The organism is Mesorhizobium sp. M7A.F.Ca.CA.004.12.1.1, from assembly GCF_003997835.1.
Taxonomy (GTDB): Bacteria; Pseudomonadota; Alphaproteobacteria; order Rhizobiales; family Rhizobiaceae; genus Mesorhizobium.
Map to the genome: position 1 here is coordinate 1 of NZ_RZRK01000423.1, position 5,443 is coordinate 5,443.

Consider the following 5,443-nt stretch of genomic DNA (forward strand, 5'->3'; position numbering starts at 1 on the left):
GGGGAAGTGCGGAAAAGAAACCGCCGCATCCGCCGGGCGCAATGGATTTTCCACTGGAGCCGACGGTATCGCGCATCGGGCCGGCGCGCTGGCCGCTGAGCTATGCGTGGCGGACCTTGAAGGATGCCGGCGCGCATGTCGTCTTCGCATCGGATTGGCCGGTGTCGCCGATCGATCCGATCCTGGGCATTCAGGCGGCAGTGTTGCGCAAACCGTGGGCAGAAAGAGACCCGGACCAGAGTTTCTCACTGCATGAAGCGATCGCCGGTTACACGATCGAGGGCGCCTACGCCGAATTCGCCGAGCACCGCAAGGGCACGCTGAAATCAGGCTACATGGCCGATCTGGTGGTTTTGTCGATGGATATCGAGAACACCGCCCCGGCCGACCTGCACAAGGTGCGGCCGGTGACGACGATTTGCGGCGGCAAGGTCACCTATCAGGCCTGACTATGGCATGGGGCTTGCAGGCCTCAATGACTGATTGAACTGTGACCCAATGCCGGGCTTGCCAACCCACCGGCCATGTGGTCACATCGAACAGGGGAAGAGCTCCGCCAGCAAGAGCGGGGTCAACAGTGAGGCGTAATCGTGCCGGACAAACCGGATCGGAATGCGATTGAAGTAGTAAACGTCAGAAAAATTTTCGGATCAGGTGAGGGGCAGGTAGCTGCCCTCGACACGGTCTCGGTATCTATCCGCGAGAACGAATTCTTCACGTTGCTGGGGCCATCCGGCTGCGGCAAGACGACGTTGCTCAGGCTGATCGCCGGCTTCGACTTTCCAACCGCCGGTGAGATCCTGCTCTACGGCCAGGACATCGCGCCGCTGCCGCCCTTCAAGCGGCCGGTCAACACCGTGTTCCAGTCCTACGCGCTGTTCCCGCATATGACGGTGGCCGACAATATCGGCTTTGGCCTGGAAATGCTGGGCAAGCCGAAGGCCGAGATCAAGGCGCGCGTCGCCGAGATGCTGAAGCTGGTCAAGATGGAAGCTCTCGCCGGCCGCCGCACCGGCCAGATTTCCGGCGGCCAGCAGCAGCGCGTGGCTCTGGCGCGGGCGCTGGCGCCGCAGCCGAAGGTGCTGTTGCTCGACGAACCGCTGTCGGCGCTCGACTTCAAGCTGCGCAAGGACATGCAGATCGAATTGAAACGACTGCAGCATGAGACCGGCATCACCTTCATCTTCGTCACCCATGACCAGGAAGAAGCGCTGACGATGTCGGATCGCATTGCGGTGATGTCGGCGGGCAAGATCCTGCAGGTCGGCTCGCCGTGGGACATCTACGACAAGCCGGCGGAGCGCTTCGTCGCCGACTTCATCGGTGAAACCAACTTTCTCACCGCCGCGGTCTCGAACATCGGCAATGGCAAGGCGCGCGCCACACTCAAATCCGGCGCGACCATCGAGGCGACCGTTGCCGAGGGCTTCCAGCCGAAGGACAACGCCACCGTGGTGGTGAGGCCCGAGCATGCCAAGCTGACCAAGGACAAGGGCGAATTGTCCGGCACTGTCGACAACATCGTCTATTTCGGCACCGACACTCATATACATGTGCGGCTCGACAGCGGCGAGGTCTTCACCGTGCGCCAGCAGAACACGCGCAGCGCCGGTTGCGGCTTCGAGCGCGGCGACAAGGTCGGCATCGTGATCGGCAATGACGCCGCGCAAGTGGTGAGGGACTGATGGCGAGCGCGGAAGAAGTCGCCAAGGAAGCCGAACGCAGAGATATCCGCGATCGGTGGGTGCTGTCGGCGCCGGCACTGATCATCATCTTCCTGGCGGCGTCCGGCCCGCTGCTGATCGTCGTGATCTATTCCTTCCTGACGCCGGGGCCCTATGGCGGCGTGGTGTGGAAATTCTCCACCGATGGCTGGCTGTCGGTGCTGTTGCAGCGCGACATCTTCGACGACACTCTGGCCTTCGCCGATGCGCATTTGTCGATCTTCTGGCGTTCGATAAGCCTGTCGTTCTACACCACCGTGCTGACGTTGTTCTTCGGCTTCCCCACAGCCTATTTCATCGCCACGCGACCGCCGAAGACGCGCGAGGTCTGGGTTTTCCTCGTCACCATTCCGTTCTGGACGAATCTCCTGATCCGCACCTTCGCCATGCAGCAGGTGATCCGCAACGAAGGGCTGGTCAACACCGCGCTGATGGCGCTCGGCATCATCAAGCAACCGCTGCAGATCATGAATACCGACGCGGCCATCTTGCTCGGCATGATCTATGTCTACCTACCTCTGATGGTGCTGCCGATCTACGCCTCGATGGAGAAGCTCGACTTCCGGCTGGTCGAGGCCGGATATGACCTCTACGCCGGTCGCTGGCAGGTTCTGCGCCGCATCGTCTTCCCGTTGATCAAGCCCGGCGTCATAGCCGGCTCGATACTGGTCTTCATTCCCTCGCTTGGCGCCTATGTCATTCCGCGGGTGCTGGGCGGCGGCAAGAACATGATGCTCGGCAACCTGATCGAACTGCAGTTCGGCGCAGGCCGTAACTGGCCGCTTGGCGCGGCCATCTCAATTACGCTCATGGTGCTGGTGATGATCGCGCTCCTGTTCTACGTGCGCAACGCATCCCGGTCGGAGGGAGCCCATGGCTAAGCGTCCGTTCGACATCCAGGCGCAACCCGGCTTCGGGTTCATGGCGCTTCTGACCTTCTTCGCGCTCTATCTGCCGATCGCGGCGCTCGTCACCTATTCGTTCAACACGGCGGATTCGCTTTCGCGCTGGGATGGCGTCTCACTGCGCTGGTTTATTTCGGCCTGGCACAATTCGGCTGTGCAGGACGCCTCCGTCCGCTCGCTCGTGCTGGCAGTCTCGGCCGCCGCGCTATCGACGATCGCCGCCACCATGGCTGCTCTGGCCACGACCCGCACGCGGCCCTATCCCGGCCTTACCTTCAAATACGCCTTCATCAACCAGCCGCTGATGGTGCCGGAGATAGTCACCGGCGTCGCGCTCCTGATCGTGTTCTCGCGCATCAAGGTCTGGACCGGTTACTCAGGACTCGGTTACCTGATCGCCGCCCACACCGCCTTCTGCATCCCGTTCGCTTACCTGCCGATCCGGGCGCGGCTGGACAGCATGGACCTGACGCTGGAGCGCGCAGCCGCCGACCTATACGCCACGCCCTGGAAAGCCTTCCGTTTCGTGACGCTGCCGCTCTTGAGGCCGGCCATCATCGCGGGCTTCATGCTCGCCTTCGTCATTTCGCTCGACGATGTGGTCATCACCGAATTCGTCAAGTCCGGCGGCCAGGATACGCTGCCCACCTACATGCTCGGCCAGTTGCGGCGCGAAACGAGCCCGGAAATCAATGCGATCGCCACGGTATTTCTTGCGCTGTCGGTGGTGCTCGTAACCGTGTTCTACTTCGTCAATAGGCGCAAGCCATAACCAACGATTGCCAAACGGGAGAATAGCAATGAAATGGAAGACCACGGCTGCCACGGCGGTATTCGCAATGTTTGCCTTTGCGGGCAGCGCGTATGCGGAAGGCGAACTCAGCATCTTTAATTGGGGCGACTACACTAGCCCCGAGATGATCAAGAAGTTCGAGGATACCTATAAGGTCAAGGTGACGACCACCGACTACGACTCCAACGACACCGCGCTAGCAAAGGTACGCGCCGGTGGTCATGGCTTCGACATTGTGGTGCCGTCGGCCAACTACGTGCCGATCTGGGTGAAGGAAGGGCTTCTGCTTGAGGCCCGGCCCGACCAGATGGAGAACTTCAAGAATGTCGACGAGCGCTGGGTGAACGTTCCCTGGGATCCGGGCCGTCATTATACGGTTCCGTGGCAGTGGGGCGTGACCGGCATCGGCGTCAACACAAAGGTCTATGACGGCGACATCAACACCTCGGCCATCTTCCTCGATCCGCCGAAGGAACTGGTTGGCAAGATCAATGTCGCGCCGGAAATGAACGACGTGCTGTTCGCCACCATCAAGTATCTGGGCGGCAACTGGTGCACGGACGACAAGGAATTGCTCAAGAAAGTGCGCGACAAGCTGGTGGAGGCCAAGCCGAAATGGCTGGCCATGGATTATAGCGTGACCGATAAGCTACCGGCCGGCGACTATTCGGCCGTCTACTACTGGAACGGCGCCATCATGCGCTCGCGCATCAAGAACCCCGACATCAAGTTCGGCTACCCGAAGGAGGGCTTCCCCTTTTTCATGGACAGTGTTGCCATCCTCAAGGATGCCAAGAATGTCGACAACGCCAAGCTGTTCATGAACTTCATCATGGATCCCGAGAACGCCGCCATGATCTCCGCCTTCGCCAAATATGCCAATGGCATCAAGGGCTCGCAGGCATTCTTGCCAGCCGACATGAAGGATGCGCCCGAACTGGTGGTACCGCCAGAACTGGAGAAAGCGGGCGAGTTCCTCACCCCTTGCTCGCCTGAGGTGCAGCAACTCTACACGCGCATCTGGACGGACGTTCAGAAATAGCGGCACTCCGCCTTCTTCCGCGCGAGTTGGAAGACGGCGGGTCAAGGGCCGTATGAGGGGTAGCGCTGAATTCGCAGCGTTCGCGCCGCCCCTCACCTGGCCTGCCGGCATTGCTCTTCGCCATGGCGTCGGGCGTTCGTCACTCGAAAGGCCCAATCGGGGGCTTTTTCGTCCGCTGTGCAGACCGCCCTCATTCAAGTGAACTGAAGAGCGGCATGCGGCGGCAGGGGATTCTCATGCAGTCATACCGCAACAGCGACGCGCGGCCGCCGATCATGCAGGGCTCGCCGCCCGCCATGGTACCGCCGAAGCTCGACTGGGACCGGCCGCCGTGGAACCGCTGGGCGTTCCAGCACATCCGTGAAATTCTGCCGACCGCCGAAGTCTGGCGCGGCAATGGCCATCGCCACCGCTTCGAACGCGCCGAGGTTGATCTCGACGGGCTGGCGGTCGAGGACAGCGAGGGCATGCCGACGACGCTCGCCGGGTTGCTCGACGAGACCTATACGGACGGCTTTCTGGTGCTCAAGGACGGCAAGGTCGCCTATGAGCGCTATTTCAACGGCATGGATGAGCGCACGCTGCACTTGTCGCAGTCGATGGCGAAGTCCGTTACCGGTTCGGTGTTCGGCATACTGGTCGGGCGCGGCCTGATCGATCCGGCCAGACTGGTAACAGATTACCTGCCGGAACTCGGCGTTACCGGCTGGACCGGCGCCAGCGTCCAGCATGTGCTGGACATGACCAGCGGCGTCCGTTTCTCAGAGGAATATACCGACCGCTATTCCGACATCGGCCAGGTCGATGTCGCCACCGGCTGGAAGCCGGTGCCGCTGGACAGCGATCCGGCCTTTCGTTGGCCCTCGCACATGTTCGAGCTGATCCTCGGCTTGAAGGACACGATCCGCCCGCACGGGGCTCAATTCGAATACCGCTCGATCGAGACCGACGTGCTTGCCTTCATCATGGAGCGGGTGAC

General features: G+C 61.4%; 6 protein-coding genes. All 6 read left to right on the forward strand.

Annotated features, from left to right (window positions below; translation table 11 throughout):
• Nucleotides 1-449, forward strand: a 449-nt coding sequence (locus tag EN984_RS21250) for an amidohydrolase family protein (protein WP_164765562.1), incomplete at its 5' end; no start/stop codon positions are given.
• A 141-nt stretch (nucleotides 450-590) separates the two neighbouring features.
• Nucleotides 591-1,685 (forward strand): ABC transporter ATP-binding protein, encoded by a 1,095-nt coding sequence (locus tag EN984_RS21255; RefSeq protein ID WP_127268192.1) that lies wholly within the window; start codon nucleotides 591-593, stop codon nucleotides 1,683-1,685.
• A complete protein-coding gene (locus EN984_RS21260; protein ID WP_127268193.1) occupies nucleotides 1,685-2,605 on the forward strand; it encodes an ABC transporter permease in 921 nt (306 codons plus the stop codon). The genes EN984_RS21255 and EN984_RS21260 overlap by 1 nt, the downstream gene beginning before the upstream one ends.
• Complete coding sequence (locus tag EN984_RS21265; protein WP_127268194.1) at nucleotides 2,598-3,401, forward strand: ABC transporter permease; 804 nt, start codon at nucleotides 2,598-2,600, stop codon at nucleotides 3,399-3,401. The genes EN984_RS21260 and EN984_RS21265 overlap by 8 nt, the downstream gene beginning before the upstream one ends.
• 28 nt (nucleotides 3,402-3,429) lie before the next feature.
• Nucleotides 3,430-4,464: an extracellular solute-binding protein gene (locus tag EN984_RS21270; protein WP_127268195.1), complete on the forward strand. Its 1,035-nt coding sequence runs from the start codon at nucleotides 3,430-3,432 to the stop codon at nucleotides 4,462-4,464.
• A 236-nt stretch (nucleotides 4,465-4,700) separates the two neighbouring features.
• The coding region (locus tag EN984_RS21275) for a serine hydrolase (RefSeq protein WP_164765563.1) at nucleotides 4,701-5,443 on the forward strand (743 nt) is incomplete at its 3' end.

Coding starts and splice junctions, on each gene's coding strand:
- EN984_RS21260 (WP_127268193.1), top strand. CDS start 1,685: ATGGCGAGCGCGGAAGAAGTCGCCAAGGAAGCCGAACGCAGAGATATC.
- EN984_RS21265 (WP_127268194.1), top strand. CDS start 2,598: ATGGCTAAGCGTCCGTTCGACATCCAGGCGCAACCCGGCTTCGGGTTC.
- EN984_RS21270 (WP_127268195.1), top strand. CDS start 3,430: ATGAAATGGAAGACCACGGCTGCCACGGCGGTATTCGCAATGTTTGCC.